Below are 23,417 nucleotides of genomic sequence, written 5' to 3' on the forward strand. Positions count from 1 at the left end.
CAAGTTCTCCCAGTGTACTGGATGGATGCTGGGAGCCCGCCCGGCGGTTCAGGAGCCCGTGGCGGCATCCGATTCGTCTGTGGCGTCGGGAGGCACGAGCTGCGGGTCGAAGGCCCAGCTCGGTGCCATGTCGCGCAGGCGGGAGCCGCGCCACTGCCACATCGCCCAGAGCGGGTACCAATAGGCCGCGGCGGCAGGGCCGTGGAAGGTGAGGCGGTCGCGCAGCAGCGTGAGCCCCGGATGGCCGTCTGCGGGGGAGATCGCCATGCGGTGGTTCCAGCCGCGCAGCAGGGCGAGGGGTCCCGAGCGCGGGCCGCCCGTGTCGCGCATGATCTTCACGCCGGGGCGGCGCTCCTCGTCGTACTCGAGGTCGATGAGCTGGCGGCCGATCGGCACGAGCCCCGCGAGGCGCACGGGCACCTCGGCGCTCGTCGCGCCCCAGCGTGTCGCGGTCGACTCGGCGCCGATGTCGAGCAGCGGCGCATAGAGTTCACGCATCACCGTCGGCGAGCGAAGCGCGCGCCACGCGGCGGCCGGGTCGGTGGCGAGCACCATCTTCAGCTGCACGAACATAGACCAATTGTGCCCCGCGTCGGTGATTACCGGTAGAAAGGCCTCATGGCGATCCGATACTGGCTCGGGGTGGTGCAGCGCGACCACGTGCGCGAGGCAGTGCGCCTTGGCATCGGGCAGCTCAATCACGGCAGCCGCGACGACATCGCCCGACTCGCCGAGGCCGACGGGCTCGTCTACTACTCGCCGCGCGAGGAGATCGACGGCGAGCCGCTGCGGGCGTTCACCGCGATCGGTCGCGTCGCCGACGCCGACGTGTATTCCGCCGACCGCCTGGCGGGCGCGGCCGCCCGGCACTGGCGGCGACGCATCGACTGGTACCGGCCCGCGGTCGAGGCGCCCATCCGGCCGCTGCGCGACCACCTCGAGTTCACGCGCAACAAGCGCAACTGGGGCATGCAGCTGCGCCGCGGCGTGCTCGAGCTCAGCCGCCACGACTGGGACGTCATCCGCGAGGCGATGCGCATGCCGGCCCCGGAAGACCGCCGCTGGGAGCGCATCGCGACCGACGTCATTCCCGAGCCGCCGCGCGAGCGCGAGTGGTTCTGACCGTCACACGCCGCAACACGGCCGCTCGCGGCATCCGCCCTCAGTACCCTGAGAGCATGACCGAGAGCACCGCCACCGACCAGTCCGTGTACGAAGTGCGCTTTGACTGGGGCATGCCGGGCTCGATGCGATCGCGCCGGGGGCCGGAGTGATCATCGTCGTCGACGCGTTCTCCTCGCCCGAGTTCGACGACCACGCGCAAGCCACGGTGCCCGTCGCGGATGCCGCGGGCGACGCGATCGCGACCGCGGCGCGCCGTTACGGTGTCCCTGTGATCGCGGCATCGCTGCGCAACCGCACGGCGGCGGCCCAGTGGGTGCTCGCGCAGCAGGTGTCCCAGGGCGACCGCGTGCGCGCCGCCATAGTCGCGGCGGGCTCGGATGCCGCTTCGCCGCGATTCTCGGTCGAGGACCTCCTTGCGGCGGGCGCCGTTATTGACGCCCTCGCCGAACTCGGCATCGACTACGCGGCGCCCGAGGCTGCAGCTGCGTGCGCGGCGTTCACCGGCCTCAAGCGCGCCGTCGGGCACTTGCTCACCGCGTCGGTCGCCGGCAAGGCACTCGCCGCGTCTGGCCGGCGCGAGCACGTCGTCGCCGCCGGGAAGCTCGATTCCTCGACCAACGTGCCCGTGCTCGGCGACGAAGGCTACGAGCGGGCCTGAGCCTTCTGCCTGGCGCGGTGCTGGCGCACCTTGTGCCGGTTGCCGCAGCGCTGCATCGAGCACCAGCGCCGCGAGCCGGCACGGGAGGTGTCGAGGTAGATCAGGGCGCAGTCCTCGCCGTCGCACGTGCGAATGCGCCCGGCGCGCTCACCGCTGAACACGGCGACGCCGTCGCGCGCGATCGTCGCGAGCGCCTGCGCCGCGCGGGCGCGCGTGCGACCGGCCTGCCGTGAGCCGCCGTCGAGGCGCGGCGGCAGGTCGGGAGTTGCCGCATAGAGGTTGACGACGTCGATGTCGCGTCTCGCGAGGGGGCGCCCCATCGCCGCGGCGAGGGTCGCGTGGCTGAGCGCGTCGCGCAGCGTGAGGGCGTCGCGCAGGTCCCGCTCGGAGCTCGGCGTGACGGTGAAGCGGTCGGCGAGCCAGTCGTCGAGATCGGCGGTGTTGACCAGCTGCTCCCAGCCGTGGCCGGGCTCGCCGGGCTGGGCGCCCATGCTGCCCGTGTACGCGAAGTCGAGGCTCAGCGCACCGGAGTCGAACCACCATCGGGTGCCCTCACGCGATTCGAACCACTGGCCGGTGTCTGACTGGCGTTCTCCCGAGATCACGTCACCACCATATGCGGTTACGCGGACAGCGGCAGATCAGGCCCGTGGTGCAGCCGTCGACTCGCGCACGATGAGGGTGGTCGCGAGCTGGATGTGCATCGAGGGCGGAGTCGCTCCCCGCGCGAGGCTCAGCACCGTCTCGACGGCCATGGCCCCCATGCCGGGAAGCGGCTGCCGGATCGTCGTCAGCTGCGGCGTCGCGCGGCGGGCGGCCGCTGTGTCGTCGAAGCCGACGACCGACACGTCGCGCGGCACGGTGAGCCCGGCCTCGCGTGCGGCCTGGATCACCCCAAGGGCGATCTCGTCGTTGCCGCACACGAATCCCGTGGGGGGTGCGTGTCGTTCAAGCAGGGGACGGGCACTGCCGTAGCCGGTGAGGAACGTGTAGTCGCCGCTCGCGATGAGCGCCTCGTCGATCGGAAGCCCGGCGGTCTGCATCGCGGTGATGTAGCCCTGGTGACGTTCAATGGACGGGATGGAGCCGGCGAGCCCGCCGATCCACGCGACCCGCTCGTGACCGAGGCCGATCAGGTGCTCGGTCGCCGTGCGGCCGCCGTCCCAGTTCGTCGCGCCGATCGACACGACCCGGCCGTCTCGCGTGTCGATCGGATCGATCATCACGATCGGGACCCCGGCTGACTCCGCGGTCGTGATCGTCGCGTCGCTGAGGGTTCCGGTGAGCATGACGAGACCGGTCGTGTCCGCGATGTCGGCGAGCCACGCGTCCGATGTGCCCGAGTCGCTGTCAAGAGCAGGGGCGAGCTTGATCACGAGATCGAGGCCCAGCGGGGCGACGGCCTTCACCATGCCGTCGACGATGCTCGCCGCATAGGCGGAGTCGAACCCTCGGGAGGCCGCAACGATCGCCGGGCGGCGATCGGGGGCCGCCTGGATGCTGCGCCGGTAACCGGTCTGCGCGATTGCGTCGAGAACGCGGCGCCGCGTGCTCTCGGCGATCCCGCCACGCTCGTTGAGCACTTTGGATGCCGTGGCTGCCGAGACGCCGGCGAGTTCGGCGACGGTCTGCAGCGTGGGCCGCGTCACCTCCATGTGACCTCCTTAGAAACTATTTCGACTCTATACCGCGTTCTGCTTCCGCAGAGCCCTCGACATTCCTCTTGTCGCCCGCTGATCGCTCTGCTACTCTCTCGAAACGGGACAGAAATACCTGCGGAAATATTTTCACTGCAACACTCAACGAAGAGAGAGGGCGGATGATGGTTCACTCGCGAAGGAGACTGACGCTCGGCACGGCGCTTCTGGCGGCAGCCGCAATGGCGCTGACAGGCTGTGGCACGAGCGGGCCCGGTGAGAGCTCGGCGGCCGAGGCGAGCGCATGGGCGACGACCGGAAGCGTGCACGAGCAGATCTGGAAGAAGTCCTTCGAGACCTGGAACAGCGAGAACCCCGACTCCGAGATCGCCGTCGAATGGTTCAACAACGACGCGTACAAGGAGAAGGTCCGCACCGCGATCGGGGCGGGAACCGGGCCGAGCCTCGTCTTCGGCTGGGGCGGCGGCACCCTCGCCGACTACGTCGACAAAGGCAAAGTCGTCGACTTGACCGGGAAGGTCGACGATCTCGTCGCTCGCGTGCTGCCCTCCGTCGTCAAGAACGGAATGATCGGCGACAAGCTCTATGCGGTTCCCAACTCCCAGAGCCAGCCCGTCGTCCTCTACTACAACACCGAGCTGTTCGACGAGGTCGGCGTCGAGGTGCCGAAGACGTGGGACGAGCTCCTCTCCGCCGTCGACGCGTTCGTGGACGCCGGCGTCACGCCGTTCGCCCTCGCGGGAGCATCGAAGTGGCCCGAGCTCATGTGGATCCAGTACCTGACCGATCGCATCGGCGGGCCGGAGGCGTTCAACGCCGTCCTCGCGGGAGAGGACGACGCGTGGTCGAACCCCGCGATCATCGAGGCCCTCGAGAAGATCCAGGAGCTCGTCGACCGCGGCGCGTTCGGAAACGGCTTCGGCTCCGTCGTGGCGGACACACGGGCGGATGCCGCCCTCCTGCACACCGGCAAGGCCGCGATGCTGCTGCAGGGCAGCTGGCTGTACTCATCGTTCCTCACCGACGCCCCTGACTTCGTCGACCGCGGCGGCCTCGCCACGACGAGCTTCCCCACCATCGAGGGCGGCGCGGGCGACCCGGCCGACATCGTCGGGAACCCGGCCAACTACTGGTCGGTGAGCGCGGACGCGTCCGAGGATGTGCAGAAGACCGTCACGTCCTATCTCGATGAGATGGTGTTCTCCGACGACTACACCCAGCAGCTCATCGATGGCGGAGGCGTTCCGCCCGTCGCCGGCTTGGAAGACGCGCTCGCGAAGTCCGACAACGCCGACTTCCTGACCTTCGCGTACGACCTCGTCAAGAACGCGCCGCACTTCCAGCTGTCGTGGGACCAGGCGCTCCGGCCCGCCCAGGCGCAAGAGCTTCTGACCAACCTCGACCTGGTGTTCCTGGGCAAGTCGACTCCGCAGCAGTTCGCCGACGCCATGAACGGGACGCTCTAGTGGTGACAACCGTCACCGAACGGCTCGTCACGCGCGACGGGGCGCGGCCGGCGACGCGCTCGCGTCGCGGGCCCAGCCCCGTCATGGTGATCCCCGCGCTCGTGTTCTTCGCCGTGTTCGCGCTCATCCCGCTCGTCGGCGTGCTCGTGCTGAGCTTCATGAGCTGGGACGGCCTCGGCACGCCGACGTGGGCGGGCATCGACAACTGGCTGCGCACGCTCAGCTCTCCCGAGACCGGGAACGCCGCGTGGCTCAGCTTCGTCGTGATGATCGCGAGCTGGCTGATCCAGGCGCCGATCAGCCTTCTCCTCGGCGTGTTCACGGCCGGCCGTCAGCGGTATCGCGCGGTGCTGTCCGTGCTCTACTTCCTCCCGCTCGTGTTCTCCGCGGCAGCCGTCGCCATCGCGTTCAAGTCGCTTCTCGACCCGAACTTCGGCCTCGGCAGCGCGCTCGGCCTCGACATCCTGGCGCAGAACTGGCTCGGCGACCCGAAGCTCGCGCTCGGCGTCGTGCTCTTCGTCATCGCGTGGAGCTTCATCCCGTTCCACACGCTCCTCTACCAGGCGGGCGTCAAGCAGATCCCGGTGAGCCTCTACGAGGCGGCCATGATCGACGGCGCGAGCGTCATGCGGCGGTTCTGGGCGATCACGATCCCGCAGCTGCGCTACACGATCGTCACGTCGTCGACGCTCATGCTCGTCGGCTCGCTGACCTACTTCGACCTGATCTACGTGCTCACGGCGGGCGGGCCGGGCAACGCGACGCGCATCCTCCCGCTCGACATGTATCTCGTCGGATTCCGCAGTTTCGACATGGGACGGGCGAGCGTGATCGCCGTCATCCTCGTCGCCGTCGGCCTGACGCTCTCGCTCATCCTCAACCGGATGAGCGGGGCGAGCCGCATGGAGAGCCAGATGGAGGGCGCATGAGCGCAGTGAGAACACGACCGAACATCATCGGCGGGCTGCTCGGCTGGGTGTGGCTCGCGATCATCATCGTGCCGATCTACTACGTCGTCGTCACGAGCATCCGCAAGCAGTCCTCGTTCTTCACCGAGAACCCGCTCATCCCGCCCGCCGAGCCCACTCTCGAGGCGTACCTGACGGTGCTACAGAACGACTTCGCCCTCTACTTCATGAACAGCGTCATCGTGACGGTCTCGACCGTCGCGGTCGTGCTCATCGTGTGCGTCATGGCCGCCTACTACGTCGTGCGCAGTCGGAGCCGGTTCGCGAAGAACTCGTTCGCGCTCATCCTGCTCGGAATCGCAATTCCGCTGCAGGCGACGATCATCCCGATCTACTACATGATCACGCAGCTGCGCCTGTATGACAGTCTGCTCGCGCTCATCCTGCCCTCGATCGCCTTCGCGATCCCGATCACGGTCCTCATCCTCGTGAACTTCATGCGCGATATTCCGGGCGAGCTGTTCGAGTCGATGCACATGGACGGCGCGGGGGACTGGCGGATGCTGCTCAGCCTAGTCGTGCCGCTGGCGAAGCCGGCGATCATCACCGTCGCGATCTACGACGGGCTCAACGTGTGGAACGGATTCCTGTTTCCGCTCGTTCTCACGCAGAGCGCCGACACGCGGGTGCTTCCCCTTTCACTCTGGGCGTACCAAGGTGAGTTCCAGATAAACATTCCCGCCGTGCTCGCCGCGGTCACGCTGTCGGCGCTGCCCATCGTCGTCCTGTACGCGCTGGGCCGACGGCAGCTCGTGAGCGGGCTCACCGCGGGATTCGGAAAATGACGGGAGAGACAATGGCGAACAAGCTGCGGGTCGGGATGGTCGGCTACGCGTTCATGGGAGCCGCGCACTCGCACGCGTGGCGAACCGCCCACCGGTTCTTCGACCTGCCTATGACGCCCGAGCTCACGGCCGTCGCGGGCCGCAATGAGCAAGCGGTTCGCGAAGCGGCCGAGCGAATGGGCTGGAATTCGGTCGAGACCGACTGGCGTCGCCTCATCGAGCGCGACGACATCGACTTGATCGACATCTGCACCCCCGGCGACACGCACAAGGAGATCGCGCTCGCCGCGCTCGCCGCGGGCAAGCACGTGCTGTGCGAGAAGCCGCTCGCGAACTCCCTCGCCGAAGCGGAGGAGATGGCGGAGGCCGCGGCGCGCGCCGCCGAGAACGGCGTCCTCGCGATGTGCGGCTTCACCTACCGCCGCACGCCCGCGCTGACCCTCGCCAAGCGGTTCGTCGACGAGGGTCGGCTTGGCAGCATCCGCCACATCCGCGCCCAGTACCTGCAGGACTGGCTGAGCGACGAGAACGCGCCGCTGACCTGGCGGCTCGACAAGGAGAAGGCGGGAAGCGGGGCGCTCGGCGACATCGGCGCGCACAGCATCGACCTCGCGCAGTGGGTCACAGGGCAGCGGATCGAGGGCGTCTCCGCCCTCACGCACACGTTCGTCACCGAGCGTCCCGTCGGCGGCGAGTTCGTCGGACTCGGCGGCCACGGTGCTGACGCGGATGCCGAGAAGGGCCCCGTCACCGTCGACGACGCCGCGATCTTCAGCGCGCGCTTCTCCGACGGCGCGATCGGCGTGTTCGAGGCGACGCGCTTCGCGCTCGGACGCAAGAACGCCATGCGTCTCGAGGTCAACGGAAGCGAAGGATCGATCGCGTTCGACTTCGAGGAGTCCAACATCGTGCACTACTACGACGCCCGCGACGATGCCGAGGCCATCGGCTTCCGCCGCATCATCGTCACCGAGCCCGAGCACCCGTACGTCGGCCACTGGTGGCCGACCGGCCACGGTCTCGGCTACGAGCACGGATTCACGCACCAGGTCGTCGACCTCGTGAACGACATCGCGGCTGGCCGCCAGCCGACGCCGTCGTTCGCCGACGCCGCGCAAGTGCAGCGGGTTCTGGATGCCGTCGAGCGCAGCGCCGAGAACGCATCGACCTGGCGTGAAGCCTGAACACGAGAATCGAGAGGAGAGAGCAATGGCGCGTCCGATCACCCTTTTCACAGGCCAGTGGGCCGACCTGCCGTTCGAGGAGGTCGCCCGCCTCGCCGGCGAGTGGGGCTATGACGGCCTCGAGATCGCGAGCTGGGGAGACCATCTCGACGTCCGCCGGGCGACATCCGACCCCGACTACGTTCGCGAGCGGCAGGAGATCCTCGAGCGCAACGGCCTGCAGGTCTTCGCGATCTCGAACCATCTCGTGGGGCAGGCGGTGTGCGACGACCCGATCGACGAGCGGCACCAGGGTATTCTTCCCGCCCACGTGTGGGGCGACGGGGATGCCGAGGGCGTGCGGCAGCGCGCCGCCGAGGAGATGGCGGAGACGGCGCGGGCGGCGGCGGCGCTCGGCGCACGTGTGGTGACGGGGTTCAGCGGCTCGAAGATCTGGAAGACCGTCGCCGGCTTCCCGCCCGTTCCCGACGGCATGATCGACGCGGGGTACCAGGACTTCGCGGACCGCTGGAACCCGATCCTCGACGTCTTCGACGAGGTCGGGGTGCGGTTCGCGCTCGAAGTGCACCCGTCGGAGATCGCCTACGACTACTGGACCGCCAGGCGCGCCCTCGAGGCGATCGGCGACCGCGAGAGCTTCGGCTTCAACTTCGACCCGAGCCACTTCGTGTGGCAGCAGGTCGACCCCGTGACATTCCTCCTCGACTTCGCGTCGAAGATCTACCACGTGCACTGCAAGGAATCGGTGGTGCAGCTTCAGGGCGGTCGCAACGGCCGGCTCAGCTCGCACTTGCCGTGGGGGGACCCGCGGCGCGGCTGGGACTTCGTCTCCACCGGCCACGGCGACGTGCCGTGGGAGCCGATCTTCCGCACCCTCAACCACATCGGCTACGCCGGCCCGACGAGCGTCGAGTGGGAGGACGCCGGCATGGACCGCCTCGTCGGCGGCCCCGAGGCGCTCGCGTTCGTGCGCGCGCTCGCCGAGATCACCCCTCCCGAGGCCGCCTTCGACGCGGCGTTCTCGAGCAAGAACTGACAGGAAGCAGAGCCATGAGCGACACACGCAAGAATGCCCTCATCGTGAGGGGCGGCTGGGACGGCCACCAGCCCGTCGAGACCACCGACAGCGTCATCCCGTTCCTCGAGCGGAACGGCTTCGAGGTGCGCGTCGAAGAGAACACGATGGTCTACATGGACGCCGCGTACCTGGCATCCGTCGATCTCATCGTGCAGACCAACACGATGAGCACGATCGGCGACGACGAGCTCGCGGGGCTCATCGGCGCCGTGAAGAACGGCACCGGGCTCGGCGGCTGGCACGGCGGCATCGCCGACGCGTACCGCAACAGCGCCGACTACCTGCAGATGATCGGCGGCCAGTTCGCGCACCACGCGGCGAAGGCGCCGAAGGATCAGCTGAAGGGCGAGCAGGCCGACAACTACATCCGGCACACGATCAACATCGTGCCCGAGCGCGCCGGTCACCCCATCGTCGCCGGGCTCAGCGACTTCGAGCTCGAGACCGAGCAGTACTGGGTGCTGTCCGACGACTACAACGACGTGCTCGCGACGACGACTGTCGCGGCGCGCGAGTTCGACCCGTGGCACCGCCCCGTGACGACGCCGTCGGTGTGGACCCGCGAGTGGGGAGCCGGTCGCATCTTCGTCTGCACGGCCGGGCACCGGCTCGAGGTACTCGACGACGCGAACGTCCGCACGATTGTGGAGAGGGGACTTCTGTGGGCGGCGCGCTGAGGGTCGGCGTCATCGGCGTCGGCAACATCAGCGCACAGTACTTCGCGCAGCTCCCCGCGCTTCCGCAGCTTCGGCTCACGGCCGTCGCCGACATGGATGCCGCTCGCGCCGAGCAGGCCGCGACGGCGCAGGGCGTCACCGCGCTCAGCGTCGACGAGCTGCTCGCGAGCCCCGACGTCGACGTCGTGCTCAACCTCACGATTCCCGCCGCGCACGCGGAGATCGCGCGCCGCGCCCTCGAAGCGGGAAAGCACGTGTACGGCGAGAAGCCGCTCGCGCTGAGCCCCGAGGAGGCCGCGCCGCTGCTCGACCTCGCGCACGAGAAGGGGCTCCGCGTCGGCTGCGCTCCCGACACCGTGCTCGGCACCGGAGTGCAGTCCGCGCGGCGCGCTCTCGACGCGGGCCGCATCGGCGAGGCCGTCGCGGCATCCGTGCACTGGAGCGCCGCCGGCCACGAGCTGTGGCATCCCGCTCCGCAGTTCTACTACCAGCCGGGCGGCGGGCCCCTGTTCGACATGGGGCCGTACTACCTCACGAGCCTCGTCACGCTCTTCGGTCCCGTCGCCCGCGTCTCGGGAACCGTGCGGCGCTCGCAGCGTGAGCGCGCCGTCGCGACCGGTCCGCTCGCGGGGCAGCCCGTGCCCGTCGACGTCGACACGCACATCACGGCGCTGCTCGAGCACTCCAGCGGCGTGACCGCGACGGTGACGATGAGCTTCGAGGTGTGGGCGACGCGCGCGCCGCTGTTCGAGGTGTACGGCACGGCGGGCACGCTCGCGGTGCCCGACCCCAACCACTTCTCGAAGGTCGGCGAGGTGTGGACGCCCGACGTGCCCGAGTGGACGCCGCTCGAGGACGCTGCGGGCTACCGCGACGGCGGTCGCGGCATCGGGCTCGCCGACCTTGCCGACGCGATCGCCGAGAGCCGGCCGCACCGCGCGTCGGGCGAGCTCGCGTTCCACGTGCTCGAGGTCATGGACGCGATCCTGCGCGCCGGCCGCGAGCACGCCGTGGTCGAGATCGGCAGCACGGTCGAGCGCCCCGAGGCGGTGCCGCTGCGCTGAGCGGTGCTCGCGAGCTTCAGCCGTCACGAAGTGCGACGTGGCATCGATTTCATGGAGCACTTCGCGACAGCGGAACGGCACCCACCGCCCGCAGGCGTCAGCCGAGGCGCTCGCGGAAGAAGCGCAGCGCGTTCTGCCGGTCGAGGATGCCGCCGCCCTCGTGCCCGTTGTAGCGCCACAGGTTCACGCGCTTCTCGCCGCGCCACTCGTTGAAGGCGCCGTAGATCGTCGACGGCGGGCAGGTGTCGTCCATGAGGCTCGCCGAGAACAGCGTCGGCGCGCTCGCGCGGCGGGCGAAGTTGACGCCGTCGAAGTAGGCGAGCACCGCGTGCGCCCGCTCGACCTTCTCGCGGTGCACCGCGAGATAGTTGCCGATCTCCTTGTAGGGGAAGCCGTCGGTGATCACCGTGGCCCGCGGGAAGTCGCACAGGAACGGCACGTAGGGCGCCGCCGCCGCGACCTCGGGAACGAGCCCCGCGACGGCGATCGCGATGCCGCCGCCCTGGCTGCCGCCCGTCACGGCGACGCGCGCGGCGTCGACGAGCTCGAGCTCGCGCGCGGTCTCGAAGGCGCGCACGGCGTCGGCGAACACGCGGCGGTAGTAGTAGCTCTCGCGCGAGTCGATGCCGCGCGTCATGACGCCCGGGTACTGCGGCCCCGTCCCGTCGGGGTCTGGCGTGTCGCCGGTCGCCCAGCCGGAGCCCTGCCCGCGCGTGTCCATCAGCAGGTGCGCGAATCCGGCCGATGCCCACAGCAGGTTGTCGAGCTCGTGGCCGCGGCCGCCGCCATAGCCGACGTACTCCACGACCGCGGGCAGCGGGCCGGCCGCGCCGCGCGGCACGCGCAGCCACGCCTTGACGGGCTGCCCCGCATAGCCGGAGAACGTGACGTCGTAGGTGTCGATCGTTGCGAGCCCCGTGTCGACCGGGGTCAGAACGGGGGCGGATGCCGCTTCGCGCGCCTCCTGCAGGGTCTGCGTCCAGAACGCGTCGAAATCGGCCGGCTCGACCTGCGAGCTGCTGTACTCGGGCAGGTCGGCCTCGGGCATGTCAACGAACATCGGCGTGCGTTCTCCTGTCGTCGGAATCGAGTCAACAGTACCGGGAGTCGGACCGGTCGGACGGTCGGTTTGTGGTTTAACACGACAAATCACTTGCAGAACGATCGTCGAAGCGTTTAGACTCGCTTTCGCCCACTCAATCGAAACGTTTAGACACCACGTTTCGGCCGCGCATGCGCCGGCTCGCCGGCCCTTACAAGGAGGTAAACCGTGAAACGTCATCCGAAGGCCGCGGCGGGCATCGCCGCGCTTGGCCTCGGCGCCCTGCTGCTCTCCGGCTGCTCGGCGGGAGCCCAGCACGATGAGAACACCCTGACCCTGTGGCACTTCGAGAGCGAAGACTCCGCCATGGGCATCGCCTGGAACGAGGCGATCAAGACCTTCGAGAAGGAGACCGGCGCGACCGTCGAGTTCGAGGCGAAGAGCTTCGAGCAGATCCGCTCCACGGCGAGCCAGGTGCTCAACTCCAACGAGGCGCCCGACATCCTCGAGTACAACAAGGGCAACGCGACAGCGGGCCTGCTCTCGAGCCAGGGACTGCTCTCGAGCCTCGACGACGCCGTCGACGAGTACGGCTGGGCCGACAAGCTCGCTCCCTCGCTGCAGACGACGGCGAAGTACGACGAGAACGGCATCATGGGCTCGGGCAGCTGGTACGGCGTGCCCAACTACGGCGAGTACGTCGAGGTCTACTACAACAAGGATATGTTCGCGAAGGCGGGTCTCGAGGTCCCGACGACGCTCGACGAGCTCGAGGACGTCATGCAGGCCTTCGCCGACGAGGGCGTGACGCCGCTCGCCGAGGCCGCCGCCGAGTATCCGCTCGGCCAGCTCTGGTACCAGCTCGCCCTCACAAAGGCCGACCGTGACTTCGTCGACGCGTACCAGCTCTACGCCGACGACGTCGACTTCTCCGGTCCGGAGCTGAGCTTCGCGACCCAGACCATCAAGGAATGGACCGACAAGGGCTACATCTCGAAGGAATCCACCGGGCTCAAGGCCGAAGACGCCGGCACGGCGTTCATCAACGGCACCTACCCGATCTTCTTCTCGGGCAGCTGGTGGTACAACCGCTTCACGACCGAGATGAGCGACGACTGGGGCACGTTCCTGTTCCCCGGCGCCGAGATGTCGCCCGGCTCGGCCGGCAACATGTGGGTCGTGCCCGAGAAGGCGCAGAACAAGGACCTCGCGTACAAGTTCATCGACATCACGATGCGCCCCGAGATCCAGGCGCTCATCGGCAACAACGGCGGCGTGCCCGTGGCAGCCGACCCGGCCGACATCAGCGACCCGAAGAGCCAGGAGCTCATCGCCAACTTCAACACGCTCACCGAGCGCGACGGCATCGCCTTCTACCCCGACTGGCCCACGCCGACGTTCTACGACGAGCTGAACGCGGGACTCCAGGAGCTGCTCAACGGTTCGAAGGACCCGGCCGCCGTGCAGAAGGAGCTCGGCGAGAAGTACCAGTCAGGCGTCGACCAGATCGTCGGCTGACAGCCCTGATGCCGCGGGGCCTCGCCCCGCGGCATCCGCCCCTGCCTTCCCTCACCGCACAACCACCCACGCGGAGGACCCCATGGCCATTGCAGATGTGCAGTCGCGCACTGCCGGCAGCGCGCGCTCGCGACAGCGCACCCCGGCCGGACTGATTCCCGGCGCCTCGAGGAAGTCGTACTGGCTCTACCTCATTCCCGGCCTCGCCCTGCTCGCCGTCATCATCGTCATCCCGCTCGGCTGGAACGTCTACTTGTCGTTCACCGACTACCGCGGCATCAAGCCGCCGGAGTGGACGGGGCTCGACAACTGGGTGAAGCTCTTCGGCGACGCGACGTTCTGGACCTCGTTCGGCAACTCGATCGCGATGATCCTCGCGATGGTGATCCTGCCGACCGTGCTCGGCCTCGTGCTCGCGGCCATGCTCTTCGACCTCATCGGCCGCAAGTTCGGCGGCAAGCTCGCGAGCTTCCTACGCGCGACCTACTACCTGCCGCAGATCCTGCCCTCGGTCATCGCCGCGATCGTGATCGGCTGGATCCTGCGCCCGCAGAACGGCGCCCTCAACAACGTGCTCGGCGCCGTCGGCCTCGAGAACCTGCAGCACAACTGGCTCGGCAGCCCCGACACCGCGCTCATCAGCATCATGGTCATCATGATCTGGGTGCAGCTCGGCTACCCGGTCGTGATCTTCATGGCGGCGCTGCAGCGCGTCGATCCGGAACTCTACGAGGCGGCGGAGCTCGACGGCGCGAACTGGTTCCAGCGCTTCCGCTCCATCACCATCAGCATCATCCGACCCGAGGTGTTCGTCGTCGTGCTCACCTGCACGATCGCGGCGCTCAAGGTGTTCGGCCCCGTCTACGCGCTCACGCGCGGCGGCCCCGGAACCTCGACGATCGTTCCCGCGTACTACGCGTACAGCGAGTTCTTCCAGTCGCAGCAGGTCGGCTACGGAGCCACGATCGCGACGGCCCTCACCGTCGTGATCGCGATCGTGAGCGTCGTGTTCATCTCGTTTCAGACGAAACTCGAGCGCAAGGAGGAGGAGCGCTGATGGCCACCGTCATGATGACGACCGGAACCGCGCAGAAGCGCCGTCCCGGCGGAAAGAACCGCAAGACCGCGGGCGACTGGCTGATCCTCGCGATCGCGATCGTGATCGGCTTCTTCATCGCCGTGCCGTTCCTGATGATCCTCATCAACTCGTTCAAGTCGCCCGCCGACTACAACGCCTCCGGCCCGCTCGCCCTGCCGACGGAGATCTACACCGACGGCATCGTCAAGTTCTGGGAGCGCGTCAACTTCCCCGAGAAGCTGTGGAACAGCGTCTTCATCTCCGGCCTCGTCGCCGTGTTCGCCGTCGTGATCTCGATGTTCAACGCGTTCGCGCTCGGCATCGGCCGCATCAAGGGGCGCACGTGGATCGTCGTGCTCATCCTGCTCGCGAACATGCTGCCGCAGGAGGTGCTGCTCTACCCGCTGTACTTCATGTTCAAGCAGGTCGGGCTGTACGACAGCCAGTGGGCCGTGATCATCATCTTCACCGTCATCCAGTCCGCGTTCGGCACCTACTTGCTCGCGTCGGTGTACGGCACGTTCCCGAAGGAGCTGCTCGAGGCGGCATCCCTCGACGGCGCGAGCCGCTGGCGCATCCTCTGGAACGTGGTCTTCCCCATCTCGCGGCCGACGCTGAGCGTTCTGCTCATCTTCTTCTTCATCTGGACCTGGAACGAGTTCCTGATCCCGCTCACCTTCCTCGTGAGCAACGCGACACAGACCGTGCCCGTGGCGATCACGGTGCTGCAGGGCGACCGGCTCATGGACGTGACCACGACGAGCGCCTCGGCGCTGCTCGGCCTGATCCCCACGCTCATCTTCTTCCTCATCTTCCAACGCACCCTCACTCGGGGCATCACCGCAGGAGCAGTCAAGTAAATGAAGTTCACCGACGGATTCTGGCAGATCCGGCCAGGCATCGACGCCCTCTACGCCCAGGAGGCGCACGACATCGAGCACATCGGCGACAGGGTGCGCGTCACCGCGCCGACCCGGGTGATCGCCACGCGCGGTGACACGCTCAACCGGCCCGCGCTCACGGTGACCCTCTCGAGCCCGCTCGAGGGCGTCGTTCGCGTGCGCATCGAGAACCACCGCGGCTCCGCGCACGACCGCGGCTTCGAACTCGTCGGCGCGACGGACCCCGCGGTCGACATCCGGGTGTCCGAGTCGGAGGGCGTGCTGACGAGCGGGTCGCTCACGGCGCGCGTCACCGCGGGGACGCCGTGGAACCTCGCGTTCGAATCCGCGGGCCGCGTGCTCACGCGAAGCGGGGCGAAGTCGATCGGCCGCATCGACGCGGGGGCGGATGCCGCTCTCGCGGTCGAGCCGGTCGGCGAAGTGGGCGCGTCCGAGAACGGTCGCCCCACGGCATCCCGATACCTGCACAGTCAGCTGTCGCTCGGCGTCGGGGAGCTCGTCTACGGACTGGGGGAGCGCTTCGGCCCGTTCGTGAAGAACGGGCAGAGCGTCGACATCTGGAACGCCGACGGCGGAACCTCGAGCGAGCAGTCGTACAAGAACGTCCCGTTCTATCTCACGAACCGCGGCTACGGGGTGCTCGTGAATCACCCCGAGCACGTGTCGTTCGAGGTGGGCAGCGAGGCCGTCGAGCAAGTGCAGTTCTCGGTCGCGGGCGAGGTGCTCGAGTACCTCGTCATCGACGGGCCGACGCCGAAGGACGTGCTCGAGCGGTACACGCGCCTCACCGGTCGGCCGGCGAAGGTTCCGGCGTGGTCGTACGGGCTGTGGCTCTCGACGAGCTTCACGACCGACTACGACGAGAAGACCGTGTCGAGCTTCATCGACGGCATGGCGAGCCGCGACCTGCCGCTCTCGGTGTTCCACTTCGACTGCTTCTGGATGCGCGAGTTCAACTGGACGGACTTCGAGTGGGACGCGCGCGTGTTCCCCGACCCCGACGGAATGCTTCGTCGCCTGCACGACAAGGACCTGCGCATCAGCGTGTGGATGAACCCGTACATCGCGCAGCGCGGCTCCGCGTACGACGAGGCCGTCGCGGGCGACTTCCTCGTGAAGAAGCCGAACGGCGACATCTGGCAGTGGGACATGTGGCAGGCGGGCATGGCGCTCGTCGACTTCACAAACCCCGCCGCCGTCGCGTGGTACCAGGGCAAGCTGCGCGCGCTTCTCGAGCAGGGCGTGGATGCGATCAAGACCGACTTCGGCGAGCGCATCCCGACCGACGTCGTCTGGCATGACGGCACGGACCCCGGCATCATGCACAACCTCTACACGCAGCTCTACAACCGGGCCGTGTTCGACGTGCTCGAGGAGTTCCGCGGCGAGGGCGAGGCCGTGCTGTTCGCGCGAAGCGCGACGGCGGGTGGCCAGCAGATGCCCGTGCACTGGGGCGGCGACAACTCGTCGTCGTTCGAGTCGATGGCGGAGACCCTGCGCGGCGGCCTCTCGCTCGCGATGAGCGGCTTCGGCTTCTGGAGCCACGACATCGGCGGGTTCGAGGGCATGCCGGATGCCGCGGTCTTCAAGCGCTGGGTCGCCTTCGGGCTGCTCTCGAGCCACTCCCGGCTGCACGGCTCGACGAGCTACCGCGTGCCGTGGCTGTTCGACGACGGCACGGAGGAGGCCGGCCAGAGCGCCGTCGACGTGACGCGCCGCTTCACACGGCTCAAGCTCGAGCTCATGCCCTACCTCTACCAGGTGGGCCTCGAGGCGCACGCGACGGGGCTTCCGTTCATGCGGCCCATGCAGCTCGAGTTCGCGGGCGACCCCGCCGTCGACAACCTCGACCGGCAGTACATGATCGGCGACAGCCTCCTCGTCGCTCCCGTGTTCAGCGCGACCGGCGAGGTGCAGTACTACCTGCCCGCGGGGCGCTGGACCAACTACCTCACAGGGGAGAGCGCAGACGGCGGCGTGTGGCGCACCGAGACGCACGGCTTCGACAGCATCCCGCTGTGGGTGCGCGAGGGCTCCGTCATTCCGGTCGGCGCGCGCGCCGACCGACCCGACTACGACTACCTCGACGGGCTCACCGTGAAGGTGTTCCCCGGCGGCGGAGCGGGCGGTCGCGATGTGACGGTGACCACTCCCGAGGGAGGGGCCGCGACGTTCCACGCGACATGGGACGGCGAGAGCGTCGCCGTGACGTCGGACGCGACGGGCGCGTGGACGTGGGAGAGCGCCGCTCCGGCGGGACGGTGATGGTGTTCTAGACTCCGAGCGGGGCGAAAGCGCCGGTCGGAGCGGATGGGGGAGCGTTGGCGAACATTCACGATGTCGCGAAGGCGGCCGGCGTGTCGATCAGCACCGTCTCGTACGCGCTGAGCGGCAAACGGTCGATCGGGGAGGAGACCCGGCGGCGCATCGCCGACGCGGTGCGCGAGCTCGGCTACCGGCCGAACGCGGGTGCGCGCATGCTCGCGAGCACGCGGACGAACATCTTCGCCGTGACCGCCCCGCTGCATTCCGGCACGTACGAGCCCGCGCACATGGCGTTCGTGCTCGCCGTGACGCGCGCGGCCCGCGCGTACGACTACGACGTGCTGCTGCTCACAGAGGACGAGGCCACGAAGGGACTGCGCCGGGTCGCGGCGAGCCGCCTCGTCGACGGGGTGATCGTCCTCGACGTGTCGAAGGACGACGAGCGCACGAAGCTGCTGCGGGAGCTCGACATCCCCGCTGTCGTCATCGGGATTCCCGACGACACCGAGGAGCTCGTGTGCGTCGACCTCGACTTCCGCGCCGCGGCCGAGCAGTCGGTGCGTCGCCTCGCGGACCTGGGGCACCGCCGCATCGGACTCCTCGGCCACCCGGAGCAGATCTACGCGCGCGGCTCGAACTTCCCGCACCGCTTCCGCGCCGGCTTCCTCGACGCCGCGTCTGCGCTCGGCGTCGACGCAGCCTTCGCCATGCCGGGGCACGGCCCGGTCGGGGTCCGCGCGGCTCTCGACGAGCTGTTCGAGAAGCAGCCCGACATGACGGGGCTCGTTCTCAATTGCGAGGAGCCGATCCAGGCCTCCGTTCTCGACATCCTCGCCGACCGCGGCGTGCGCGTGCCCGAAGACCTCTCGGTCATCTCGGCGTGCTCGAGCTTCGACACGACGCGATTCCACCCGCCGCTCGACGTCATCCCGCTCGTGGCCGCCGAGACGTGCGTGCGCGCCGTCGAGCTCGTCGTCGAGCAGATCGCGGGAGCGGAGGGACCGCACGTCGAGCTCGTACCGCCGCACTACAGCGAGCACGGCTCGACGGCTCCCGTCCCCGACCTGCGCGACGCTCGCTAGAGTCTGACTGTGGCAGTTCGCGGCAACAACCTCGACACCGTCCGCCGGCACAACCTGTCGACCGTCATCGGCCTTGTGCACCGCGACGGTCCGCTGTCGCGCTCAGAACTGACCGCGCTCACGGGACTCAACCGGTCAACCGTCGCAGCCCTCGTCACCGAGCTCACCGAGCTCGGCCTCGCTGTCGAGCTCTCGCCCGATGCGACCCGCAAGGTCGGCCGCCCCTCGCCGCTCGTCACGGCGAACCGCAACGCTGTCGCCCTCGCCGTGAACCCCGAGATCGACGCCATCACCGTCGCCGTCGTCGGCCTCGACATGTCGGTGCGCTCCCTCGTGCGCCGGGAAGTCGAGGCCGCCCCGAGCCCGAGCGAGGCCGTACGCATGACGGCGAGCCTCGTCGCCGAGCTCCGAGACGAGCTCCCGACCGGAGCGGCCGTGCTGGGTCTCGGGGCGGCGGTCCCCGGCCTCGTGCACAGCGCCGACGGTGTCGTGCGGCTCGCCCCGCACCTCGGCTGGCAGGACGTCCCGATCGCCGAGATGCTGCGCGAAGCGACGGGACTTCCCGCGTGGGCCGGCAACGACGCGAGCCTCGGCGCGGTCGCCGAGAGACTCTTCGGAGCGGGGAACGGCGTCACCGACCTCATCTACCTCAACGGCGGCGCGAGCGGCATCGGCGGCGGGATGATCTTCGGCGGTGAGCTGCTCGGCGGCATCGGCGGATTCGCCGGCGAATTCGGCCACACGCGCGTCGCCGGCGCGGCCGTTCCCGGCGCCGCCCTCGAGGACGAGGTCAATCGGGCCCGGCTGCTCGAGGCGCTCGGTCTCGGGGTCGCTGACGCCGATCAGCTCGAGGCCGCGCTTCTGTCCGCGACCGACGCCGACGCCGTCGAGGAGATCGACCGGCAGGTCGACATGCTCTCGACGGCGCTGCGGAACGCGATAAACATCCTGAACCCCGCGCTCGTCGTGCTCGGCGGCTTCCTCGGCAGCCTGCACGCCGCCCGCACCGAGCAGATGACGCGGCTCGTCGGACTGCAGACGCTCGGGCCCGCCTTCGAGGACGTCGCGATCACGCGCGCCGCTCTCGGCGACGAGATCCTCGTCATCGGCGCGGCGGAGCTCGTGTTCCAGAACGTGCTGTCGGATCCGGCGGCGCGGCGCGGCTCCGGCATCCAGTAAAGTAGGACTCTCGAATCGATTCGAGTCGGGTTGCGGCTCGACCGATGGCATCCGCTTTCCACACTGGCACCACTAGAGGCAGGACACCCCTCGTGACCACCGTCGTGCATCCCGGTGACGCGCTCACCGGCCGTCAGAGGCTCGTCTACATCCTCGTGCTCGGCGGCCTCACCGCGCTCGGCCCCTTCACGATCGACCTGTACCTGCCCGCGTTCCCCGTGCTCACCGAGGAGTTCGGGGTCCCGGACTCGGTGATCCAGCTCACCCTCACGGGAACGACGATCGGTTTCGCCGTCGGTCAGCTGTTCATGGGGCCGTGGAGCGACAAGGTAGGTCGTCGGCTGCCGCTCATCATCGCGACGAGCGTGCACGTGTTCGCGAGCCTCGCCGCCTCCGTCTCGCAAGACGTCATCGTCCTCACGGTGTTCCGCGTGCTGCAGGGTGCGGGAGCGGCGGCGGGCGGCGTCGTCGCGATGGCGATGGTGCGCGACCTGTTCGGCGGCAAGCCGCTCGTGCGGATGCTGTCGCGCCTCGCTCTTGTGAACGGCCTCGCGCCGATCCTCGCTCCCGTCATCGGCTCGCAGCTGCTGCTGCTCATGCCCTGGCGCGGGCTGTTCTGGTTCCTCGCGGCCTACGGCATCGTCGTCGTCTCCTGCGTCGCCGCGTTCATCGTCGAGACCCTCCCGACCGAGCGCCGCGTCGGGAAGGGGCACAGCACGACCCTCGAGCGCTATCGCAATGTCTTCGGCGACCGCATCTTCGTCGGCGTCGCCATCATGGGCGCCATGAACTTCTCCGGCCTGTTCTCGTACCTGTCGAGCTCGCCGTTCCTTTTCCAGGAGCTCTACGCGCTCGACGCGCAGCAGTATGGCCTGCTGTTCGGCGTGAACTCGCTCGGCGTCGTCATCGGCGTGCAGATCTCATCGCGGCTCATGCGCTGGTACGGCCCGCAGTGGGTGCTCGCGACGACGACGATCGTGCAGCTGCTGTCAGCGGCATCCATGTTCATTCTCGCCACGACCGACGCCGGCCTGCTCGGAGTGCTCATCCCGCTGTTCTTCTACATCATGGCGTGCGGATTCAGCTTCCCGGCCGTGCAAGTGCTCGGCCTCGTGAACCACGGCCACGAGGCGGGGACCGCGGCGTCTCTGCTCGGCGCGCTCAACTTCGGCGTCGCCGGCATCACCTCGCCGCTCGTCGGCGCGCTCGGGGTGAGCACGCAGACGATGTCGTCGGTGATGGCCGGAACGGCTGTCGTGTCGATCGCCTCCCTGTGGGCGATCGTGCGGCCGCGCTCGGTGCCCGCGCTCAGCGACTAGCCGATCGCGAACGCGACGACGCCCGCTCGGATGAACCGGGCGGGCGTCTCGCTGTTCGGATGCCGCTACACGTCGCGGCGCTTCGTCAGAATGGCGCCGAGAACCAGGCCGACCACGATCCACGCGGCGAACACGACGAGCGACCACGTCTGATCGAGAACGAGCACGCCGTCGACGACGCCCGGCTCCGGGGCCGGTCCGGAGCCCTCTCCGGTGTAGGCGTACAGGGCGGCGCCCACGTTGCCCGGCAGGATCGTGCCGATGTTCTGCGCCCAGGCGGCTCCCGTGAATCCGCCGACGAGGCTGATGCCGATCGGCGCGACGAACAGGAGTCCGACGGCCGCGGCGATGCCGCCCGCCGAGTTGCGCAGGATCGCGCCGAGCGAGAACGACAGAAGCGCGATCAGGGCGAGGAAGCCCGCTGCGCCGACAAGAGGCAGCGCGACGGCCGGGTCGCCGAGATCGGGCGAGACGCCGTTCGCGGCGAACAGCGGGAGCGAGACCGCGAGCGCCGCCGCGATCGAGGCGAGCCCGACGATGAAGGTGACGACCGTGAGCACGACGGCTTTCGCGGCATACGCGCTCAAGCGCCCCGGCGCGGCCGTGTAGGTCGTGCGGATCATTCCGGTCGTGTACTCGCCGCTGATGACGAGAACCCCGAGCACCGCTGCGATCAGCGACGTGAAGTTGCCGCCGACGGTCAGATACTGCACGGTCATCGCGTTCTGCGTCGCCTGCGGCAGAACATCCCCGCCGACGTTGGAAGACAGCGCCATGAGCGCCGCGAAGCCCGCTGTCGCGAGGATGATGAGCAGATAGCACCAGAGCGTGGAGCGCAGGCTGCGCAGCTTGATCCACTCCGAGCGCAGCAGGCCGCTGAAGCGAAGGCGGATGCCGTCGAGCGGCGAGGTGGGGGTGGCGACTGCGGTGGTCATCGTGCGTCCTCCGAACGGTACTCGACGGCGTCATGCGTCAGTTCAAGGTAGGCGTCCTCGAGCGAGGCGCCGACAGGGGTGAGCTCGTGCAGCACTATGCCGGCCGCCGCGGCGGCCTCGCCGATCTGGCGGGCCTCAAGCCCCGCGACGGCGAGCAGCCCGTCGTCGAGCGGGTTGACGGTGACATCGGGGCCGGCGAGCGTCTCCGCGAGCGCGGTCGCCTGCGGCGTGCGCACGTGCACGAGGTTGCCGTGCGACGCGGCGAGCAGCTCGCCGATCGGCGCGTCGGCGAGGATGCGACCGCGACCGAGCACGATCACGTGATCGGCGGTCTGCGCCATCTCGCTCATGAGGTGCGAGGAGAGGAAGACGGTGCGTCCTTCGCTCGCCAGATGCCGAGTGAGGCCGCGCACCCACAGCACGCCTTCCGGGTCAAGCCCGTTCACGGGCTCGTCGAGAATCAGCGTGTGGGGGTCGCCGAGCAGCGCCGCGGCGATGCCGAGGCGCTGGCCCATGCCGAGCGAGAAGCCGCCGACGCGCTTGTTCGCGACGGGACCGAGCCCCGTCAGCTCGATGACCTCGGTGACGCGCTTCTTGGAGATGCCGTGGGTCGCCGCGAGGGCGAGCAAGTGGTTGAACGCGGTGCGGCCCGTGTGAACGGCCTTGGCCTCGAGCAGAGCGCCGACCTCGCGCAGGGGAGCGGCGTGCTCCACGTACGGCTTCCCGCCGATGAGGGCCGAGCCCGACAGCGGCCGGTCGAGCCCCATGATCATGCGCATCGTCGTGGACTTGCCGGCACCGTTCGGTCCGAGAAAGCCCGTGACGACGCCGGGCCGGATCGTTGTCGTGATGTCGTCGACGGCCAGTTTTGAACCGTACCGTTTGCTCAGGTGCTGGAGTTCGATCATGACCTCAACGTTACGGATGCCGCTCCCGGCCGCGCGTCAGCCGACAGAGTGACATGGCGCGACGCCCGGATGACATGTGACAGCGTCGGTGGCGCATCGCATACTTGAGCAGACCGCGAGCGAACGGAGACGATATGACTCTTCCCCTTCCCGTCGATCCGCCCCACCTGGCGACGAGCCCCGCCTTTGCCCACGGCATGATCGCCCCGCCCGGTCGCACGCTGTACGTCGGCGGTCAGAACGGCGTCGATGGCCACGGGGCCCTGCTCGATGGCCTCGGTTCGCAGACGGAGCAGGCGCTGCGGAACCTGCTCGCCGTGCTCGCCGAGGCGGGCAGCGGGCCCGAGTACGTCGTCAAGCTCACGATCTACCTCGCGAGCGGAGTCGACCCGACGGAAGCGTACGCCGCGACCGCGTCGGTGTGGGGCGGCCGGCGCACAGCAGTGACGGTGCTCGCCGTGACGCCCGCGAAGCCCGGTGCTCTCGTGGAGATCGACGCTGTCGCCGTCGTCCCCGAGCGCTGACC

The 23,417-nt window shown here is 68.9% G+C and carries 23 protein-coding genes; 17 read left to right on the forward strand and 6 right to left on the reverse strand.

Annotated elements, in window-relative coordinates:
• Positions 1 to 48: 48 nt before the first annotated feature.
• Positions 49 to 573 (reverse strand): hypothetical protein, encoded by a 525-nt coding sequence (locus BLV49_RS09860; protein ID WP_091183365.1) that lies wholly within the window; start codon positions 571 to 573, stop codon positions 49 to 51.
• A 45-nt stretch (positions 574 to 618) separates the two neighbouring features.
• On the opposite strand from BLV49_RS09860, the gene BLV49_RS09865 reads away from it, so the two are divergent.
• Positions 619 to 1,122, forward strand: a complete 504-nt coding sequence (locus tag BLV49_RS09865; RefSeq protein WP_091183369.1) for an EVE domain-containing protein — start codon at positions 619 to 621, stop codon at positions 1,120 to 1,122.
• 148 nt (positions 1,123 to 1,270) lie between these two features.
• Positions 1,271 to 1,783, forward strand: a complete 513-nt coding sequence (locus BLV49_RS09870) for a 2-phosphosulfolactate phosphatase (protein WP_245723604.1) — start codon at positions 1,271 to 1,273, stop codon at positions 1,781 to 1,783.
• Here the strand turns inward: BLV49_RS09870 and BLV49_RS09875 are convergent.
• Together BLV49_RS09875 and BLV49_RS09880 are read right to left on the reverse strand one after the other, a co-directional pair.
• Complete coding sequence (locus tag BLV49_RS09875) at positions 1,768 to 2,388, reverse strand: CGNR zinc finger domain-containing protein (RefSeq protein WP_091183373.1); 621 nt, start codon at positions 2,386 to 2,388, stop codon at positions 1,768 to 1,770. The genes BLV49_RS09870 and BLV49_RS09875 overlap by 16 nt on opposite strands.
• A gap of 36 nt (positions 2,389 to 2,424) precedes the next feature.
• Positions 2,425 to 3,438 carry a LacI family DNA-binding transcriptional regulator gene (locus tag BLV49_RS09880; RefSeq protein ID WP_091183376.1) on the reverse strand — a complete coding sequence of 338 codons (1,014 nt, stop codon included), beginning with the start codon at positions 3,436 to 3,438 and terminating at the stop codon, positions 2,425 to 2,427.
• A gap of 164 nt (positions 3,439 to 3,602) precedes the next feature.
• On the opposite strand from BLV49_RS09880, the gene BLV49_RS09885 reads away from it, so the two are divergent.
• The 7 genes from BLV49_RS09885 to BLV49_RS09915 all read left to right on the forward strand — a co-directional run bounded on the left by BLV49_RS09885 (position 3,603) and on the right by BLV49_RS09915 (position 10,663).
• Positions 3,603 to 4,907: an extracellular solute-binding protein gene (locus BLV49_RS09885; RefSeq protein WP_245723605.1), complete on the forward strand. Its 1,305-nt coding sequence runs from the start codon at positions 3,603 to 3,605 to the stop codon at positions 4,905 to 4,907.
• 83 nt (positions 4,908 to 4,990) lie between these two features.
• The gene (locus BLV49_RS09890) at positions 4,991 to 5,836 is read left to right on the forward strand and encodes a carbohydrate ABC transporter permease (RefSeq protein ID WP_091187164.1); all 846 of its coding nucleotides are present in this window, start codon (positions 4,991 to 4,993) and stop codon (positions 5,834 to 5,836) included.
• Entirely contained in the window at positions 5,833 to 6,660 is an 828-nt protein-coding gene (locus tag BLV49_RS09895) for a carbohydrate ABC transporter permease (protein WP_091183379.1), read from the forward strand. Before BLV49_RS09890 ends, BLV49_RS09895 begins: the two co-directional genes overlap by 4 nt.
• The gene (locus BLV49_RS09900) at positions 6,657 to 7,844 is read left to right on the forward strand and encodes a Gfo/Idh/MocA family protein (protein WP_245723606.1); all 1,188 of its coding nucleotides are present in this window, start codon (positions 6,657 to 6,659) and stop codon (positions 7,842 to 7,844) included. The genes BLV49_RS09895 and BLV49_RS09900 overlap by 4 nt, the downstream gene beginning before the upstream one ends.
• A 25-nt stretch (positions 7,845 to 7,869) precedes the next feature.
• On the forward strand, positions 7,870 to 8,880 hold the full coding sequence (locus BLV49_RS09905) for a sugar phosphate isomerase/epimerase family protein (RefSeq protein WP_091183387.1): 1,011 nt from the start codon (positions 7,870 to 7,872) through the stop codon (positions 8,878 to 8,880).
• A gap of 14 nt (positions 8,881 to 8,894) precedes the next feature.
• Positions 8,895 to 9,599 carry a ThuA domain-containing protein gene (locus BLV49_RS09910; protein WP_091183390.1) on the forward strand — a complete coding sequence of 235 codons (705 nt, stop codon included), beginning with the start codon at positions 8,895 to 8,897 and terminating at the stop codon, positions 9,597 to 9,599.
• A complete protein-coding gene (locus BLV49_RS09915; RefSeq protein ID WP_091183392.1) occupies positions 9,584 to 10,663 on the forward strand; it encodes a Gfo/Idh/MocA family protein in 1,080 nt (359 codons plus the stop codon). Before BLV49_RS09910 ends, BLV49_RS09915 begins: the two co-directional genes overlap by 16 nt.
• Positions 10,664 to 10,760: 97 nt before the next feature.
• On the opposite strand, the gene BLV49_RS09920 is transcribed toward BLV49_RS09915, so the two are convergent.
• Complete coding sequence (locus BLV49_RS09920) at positions 10,761 to 11,723, reverse strand: acetylxylan esterase (RefSeq protein WP_091183396.1); 963 nt, start codon at positions 11,721 to 11,723, stop codon at positions 10,761 to 10,763.
• A gap of 210 nt (positions 11,724 to 11,933) precedes the next feature.
• On the opposite strand from BLV49_RS09920, the gene BLV49_RS09925 reads away from it, so the two are divergent.
• The 7 genes from BLV49_RS09925 (at position 11,934) to BLV49_RS09955 (ending at position 21,048) form a co-directional block, all read left to right on the forward strand.
• Positions 11,934 to 13,223: an ABC transporter substrate-binding protein gene (locus BLV49_RS09925; RefSeq protein ID WP_091183399.1), complete on the forward strand. Its 1,290-nt coding sequence runs from the start codon at positions 11,934 to 11,936 to the stop codon at positions 13,221 to 13,223.
• Between the two features lie 82 nt (positions 13,224 to 13,305).
• Positions 13,306 to 14,280, forward strand: a complete 975-nt coding sequence (locus BLV49_RS09930; RefSeq protein WP_091183403.1) for a carbohydrate ABC transporter permease — start codon at positions 13,306 to 13,308, stop codon at positions 14,278 to 14,280.
• Positions 14,280 to 15,161 (forward strand): carbohydrate ABC transporter permease, encoded by an 882-nt coding sequence (locus BLV49_RS09935; RefSeq protein ID WP_091183405.1) that lies wholly within the window; start codon positions 14,280 to 14,282, stop codon positions 15,159 to 15,161. The genes BLV49_RS09930 and BLV49_RS09935 overlap by 1 nt, the downstream gene beginning before the upstream one ends.
• Positions 15,162 to 17,468: an alpha-xylosidase gene (gene yicI, locus BLV49_RS09940; protein ID WP_091183408.1), complete on the forward strand. Its 2,307-nt coding sequence runs from the start codon at positions 15,162 to 15,164 to the stop codon at positions 17,466 to 17,468.
• A 56-nt stretch (positions 17,469 to 17,524) separates the two neighbouring features.
• Entirely contained in the window at positions 17,525 to 18,550 is a 1,026-nt protein-coding gene (locus BLV49_RS09945; protein WP_091183411.1) for a LacI family DNA-binding transcriptional regulator, read from the forward strand.
• Between the two features lie 9 nt (positions 18,551 to 18,559).
• Positions 18,560 to 19,729, forward strand: coding sequence for an ROK family transcriptional regulator (locus BLV49_RS09950; RefSeq protein WP_245723607.1), 1,170 nt, complete (start codon positions 18,560 to 18,562; stop codon positions 19,727 to 19,729).
• 44 nt (positions 19,730 to 19,773) lie between these two features.
• Entirely contained in the window at positions 19,774 to 21,048 is a 1,275-nt protein-coding gene (locus BLV49_RS09955) for a multidrug effflux MFS transporter (RefSeq protein ID WP_176980808.1), read from the forward strand.
• A gap of 65 nt (positions 21,049 to 21,113) precedes the next feature.
• On the opposite strand, the gene BLV49_RS09960 is transcribed toward BLV49_RS09955, so the two are convergent.
• Together BLV49_RS09960 and BLV49_RS09965 are read right to left on the reverse strand one after the other, a co-directional pair.
• The gene (locus tag BLV49_RS09960; protein WP_091183419.1) at positions 21,114 to 21,983 is read right to left on the reverse strand and encodes an ABC transporter permease subunit; all 870 of its coding nucleotides are present in this window, start codon (positions 21,981 to 21,983) and stop codon (positions 21,114 to 21,116) included.
• Positions 21,980 to 22,891 (reverse strand): ABC transporter ATP-binding protein, encoded by a 912-nt coding sequence (locus BLV49_RS09965; protein ID WP_091183422.1) that lies wholly within the window; start codon positions 22,889 to 22,891, stop codon positions 21,980 to 21,982. The genes BLV49_RS09960 and BLV49_RS09965 overlap by 4 nt, the downstream gene beginning before the upstream one ends.
• A gap of 134 nt (positions 22,892 to 23,025) precedes the next feature.
• On the opposite strand from BLV49_RS09965, the gene BLV49_RS09970 reads away from it, so the two are divergent.
• Positions 23,026 to 23,415, forward strand: a complete 390-nt coding sequence (locus tag BLV49_RS09970) for a RidA family protein (protein WP_091183424.1) — start codon at positions 23,026 to 23,028, stop codon at positions 23,413 to 23,415.
• Positions 23,416 to 23,417 lie beyond the last annotated feature (2 nt).

Origin of the sequence: Paramicrobacterium humi (genome assembly GCF_900105715.1) — a bacterium.
Classification (GTDB): Bacteria; Actinomycetota; Actinomycetes; order Actinomycetales; family Microbacteriaceae; genus Paramicrobacterium; species Paramicrobacterium humi.